We start from the raw sequence: 4,121 nt of genomic DNA on the forward strand, positions 1-4,121 counted from the left end.
TGAAATAGTTCATACAAAAGACTCCTTTTTATTAAAATTATACTATCAATTCAACTTTGCAACAGAACCTTTTTTATCGATTTCCCGAGATATAACACTTACTTTGAGTTTAAGAAATTTACAATGTCTCTACATTCTTAAAATTTGAGCTTTATTATTATTAAATATAAATTTTCAAGTTTGTTTTGTTAATTACGATTAAATTAAGGATATTAGCAATTCTACTTCATCTTATTAACTAGATAAATCACTAAAAACTTACTGATATGACAGTATTTTCTAGATTAATATTATATTAAACAAAATACAAATTAAGCTTAATACTATATTAATAAATCATTGATACCATAATGTTGTAGTTGAAAGGAAACAAAAACTACGTTACGTAAATAAAACACATTATTAGGAGGGCTGGTATGCAAAATTTAACAAATGCAGAAACTAAAAATGTGAATGGTGGTAATAAATTCACTGATGCGGTGAATGCTACAAAAGATTGGTTCGGCCGAGTAGGTAAAGGCGCGGACAAAGCACACGAAGATAATGGTTGGCCATAAAATTAAATATTCAAGAAGTACTAAAAAATATAAAGGTGGTAATAACATGAAAGAATTAACTTATGATGAACTTATTAAAAATAACGGTGGTAATAATGAAACTGATCCAGACGGATTTGCTGAACATGTTGGTTACGGGATTGGCAAAGTTTCTGATGGCGTTAAAAGTTTTGTTGGTAACGTTGCCGACGAACTTAAATAATTTAAATTATAAAGGATGGTAATCATGAAACATTTAACTGAAAAAGATTTAAAATCTATCAATGCTGGTGATTTCTGGGGAGACCTAGGAACTATTACTGGTAATGTTATAAATAGAGTACCTAAATTTGGTAAAAGTAAAAGCAAAAATGATAAATAAGATTAATATACTTAATTAACATAATTAGGGCTGGGACATAATTTTATATCTCAGCCCTCTTCTACATATTTCTTTATCATTCTAGTAATTTTTGAGACAAGCTAAGGAAGTGGTAACTCAATGAACATTAAATACATTAAACAATATGACGAAAAAGATTGTGGGCCAACATGTCTAGCCATGATTTCACAATCGTTTGGCAAACGTGTATCAATACCACGTTTAAGAGATTATGCTAAGACTGATAAGCTTGGGACAAACTTGTATGGTTTGATTAAAGCTGGAGAACATATTGGCATAAAATTAACTGGTGTTAAAGTAGATTCTGTAAAAGAATTAAAAAAAGTAGAACTTCCAATTATTGCACATATTGTAAACAAACAAGGATATAATCATTTTGTTATTATTGAATCACTTAAAAAAGATAAAATTCATATAGTAGATCCAGCTAAAGGTAAGTATAAATTAACCAAACAACAATTTAATGAAATATGGACAAATATTGCTGTATTAGTTAAAAAGACGGAATCATTTAATAGTAGAGATGAATCACCTTCTTATATGAATATATTTACGGATATATTTAAAAAGAACTATAAAACACTGATTACAATAGTTATAATTTCTGTCTTAATAAATATAATTGGAATCATTGGTGCTTTATATTTCAAAATATTAACCGATAACGTCATTCCATCTAATGTCCTATCAAATTTACATACTATAAGCATAGGCGTACTAATACTTTATATAATCAATGCATTAGTAACCTATTTGAGATATCAAATGATTTTAAAACTTAGTTTAGAAATAGATATTGGCCTTATGAAAGACTACTTTAAACATGTATTACACTTACCAATGAATTTTTTTGATACACGTAAAAGCGGAGAAATATTGCAACGTTTTATGGATACTTCAAAAATTCGTGAAGCACTATCATCTTCAACCGTAACACTACTTGTAGATACATTTATGATTATAGTTGGGTGTGTATTATTATATTTACAAAGTCCAACGTTGTTGCTCATTACAGTCATTTTTATACCATTTTTTATTTTATGTAGTCTAATGATGAAACAACCATTCGAACACTATAACCAAAAAGTTGCAGAAAATGATGCAGAATTGAGTTCATATTTGATTGAATCTTTTGATGGTAGTAGCACAATAAAAAGTTACCAATCAGAGCCTGATCGTTTTGAACAAGGTTCGCAAAAGTTTAATCAACTTATCAACAACTTAATACGTTTAGGGCAACTTTCAAACATACAACTGACAATTAATAATTTCCTTAAAATTACTGTCAGTTTAGTAATCTTATGGATAGGTAGTTATTTTGTTATGAATGACCAGATGACTTTAGGAAGTTTGTTAGCGTTTAATGCACTTACAATTTTTTATTTAGGTCCAATTGAACGTTTAATTAACATACAACCAACGTTACAATCATCGTTTGTGGCTGCTAGACGCATCGCGGAAATAACAGATTTAGATACTGAAGATAAATTACATGATAACAACTATCCATTTATATTTAATAACGTTATAAACATGGATAATGTAAAATTTCAATATGGATATAGAGATGTCATTTTAGACGGTATTAACTTAAAAATTAATAAAGGACAAAAAATCGCAATCGTTGGTGAAAGTGGAAGCGGAAAATCCACAATTGGAAAACTATTAAATCATTATTATGACGTAGCAGAGGGTGAAATATCTATTGACCAACGCCCAATTAACAAGATACAACTAGATGAACTAAGACATCACATTGGTTACGTTTCACAAGAAACTTTCTTATTTGCAGATACTATTTTAAATAATTTACTACTTGGCATGAACAAAGGAAAATCAAAAGAAGATATTATAAATGCATGTCAATTAGCTGAAGCTTTTGATTTCATCCAAAAACAACCCGATCAATTCAATACTATGCTAGAAAAAGAAGGTTCAAACTTATCTGGCGGACAAGCACAACGTATTTCATTAGCACGAACATTTCTAAAGGACCCAGATATTTATATTTTTGATGAAGCAACAAGCGCTTTAGACAGTCGAACTGAATTCAAAATCATGCGACATATTGATAACTTAATTCAAAGTGGTAAAACAGCTATTGTCATTTCTCATAAACTAAGTACTATACAAAATGCTGATGTTATTTATACCTTGAAAAATGGAAAGATAGTAGAAAAAGGTACTCATAAAAATTTATTAAAAAATCGAAATGAATACTATAAACTATGGCAATTACAAACTAAAAATAAAGAAGTATAACACTCATTAAAACACGGCTTTCAGAATCGAATAATTATTATTCACTCCACCCTTTTTCACTGCAAACATTACATCTGCAGTCTTTGAAAGAGGGCTTTTTTTATGCCTAAATCTAACTTTGTGATAAATGTCGCAAATGAAAATAGGATTGAAAATTTATCACTTTTACCACTTTTTAGAGTGACAAAAGTGGAGGAATTTTGAAAGATTTTAATCCTAAATTCTCAAAAGATTCTAGACATCTTATACTTGGTCAAGAAAAAATAATATTGGTATTGAAAATATAGAGAATTTAATTTTAACGCTATCATCTGAAGATAGCGTTTTTTATTTTGTTAAACTAGGAGTATAGATTTTAGTTATTAAATGGAATTAGTGACAATTAAGTTCATAAGTTTATGATGTGGTTTTCTCCTGATGTCACAATGAAAAATATATTGGTACATACATAGGGGATAAATAATGAAAAACTGGGTTATCCAACTTAATGTCAAAGCTTATGAAATTTTTTGAGGAATCAAAAAATTAAGTACGATTGACCGGAAACAAAGAAATATTTTTAAATATCCTTGTGATAAGTAATTTATTGCTTTGTTGTTATATATGTTTTTACTAATGTTATAAGTTCTTAATTTTAAGTTAAACAATAATTTAAATATTGCTTTTTAAAAAGCATTGTGTATTATTAAAATTATAGAAAACATTAAGGGGAAAAAATGAAAATGAAAACGAATATACGTACTTTTTCTAGTAAGAAGTTAGTGCTAGGGATTGTAACGACTGTTATTGGGATTAGCACAATTGCTTTAGTAAGTGAAAATGCATATGCGAGTACTTCGACAGTAAAATCTCAAATAGTAAAAAATACAACTAAACCAACTACAACGGTGAAAACAGTAAAGCCTATAGCGGTAAAAAAC

4 protein-coding genes are annotated in these 4,121 nt (G+C 28.4%); all 4 read left to right on the forward strand.

What is annotated here, in order from left to right; genetic code table 11:
- Positions 1–416: 416 nt before the first annotated feature.
- The 4 genes from NR218_RS12460 to NR218_RS12475 all read left to right on the forward strand — a co-directional run bounded on the left by NR218_RS12460 (position 417) and on the right by NR218_RS12475 (position 3,201).
- Entirely contained in the window at positions 417–557 is a 141-nt protein-coding gene (locus NR218_RS12460; protein WP_016931290.1) for a hypothetical protein, read from the forward strand.
- Positions 558–603: 46 nt separating this feature from the next.
- Positions 604–759: a hypothetical protein gene (locus NR218_RS12465; RefSeq protein WP_016931291.1), complete on the forward strand. Its 156-nt coding sequence runs from the start codon at positions 604–606 to the stop codon at positions 757–759.
- A gap of 24 nt (positions 760–783) precedes the next feature.
- Positions 784–918, forward strand: a complete 135-nt coding sequence (locus tag NR218_RS12470; RefSeq protein WP_016931292.1) for a hypothetical protein — start codon at positions 784–786, stop codon at positions 916–918.
- A 120-nt stretch (positions 919–1,038) separates the two neighbouring features.
- Complete coding sequence (locus NR218_RS12475) at positions 1,039–3,201, forward strand: peptidase domain-containing ABC transporter (protein WP_016931293.1); 2,163 nt, start codon at positions 1,039–1,041, stop codon at positions 3,199–3,201.
- Positions 3,202–4,121: the final 920 nt, after the last annotated feature.

This window comes from Staphylococcus sp. SUC_1.2, from assembly GCF_026222585.1.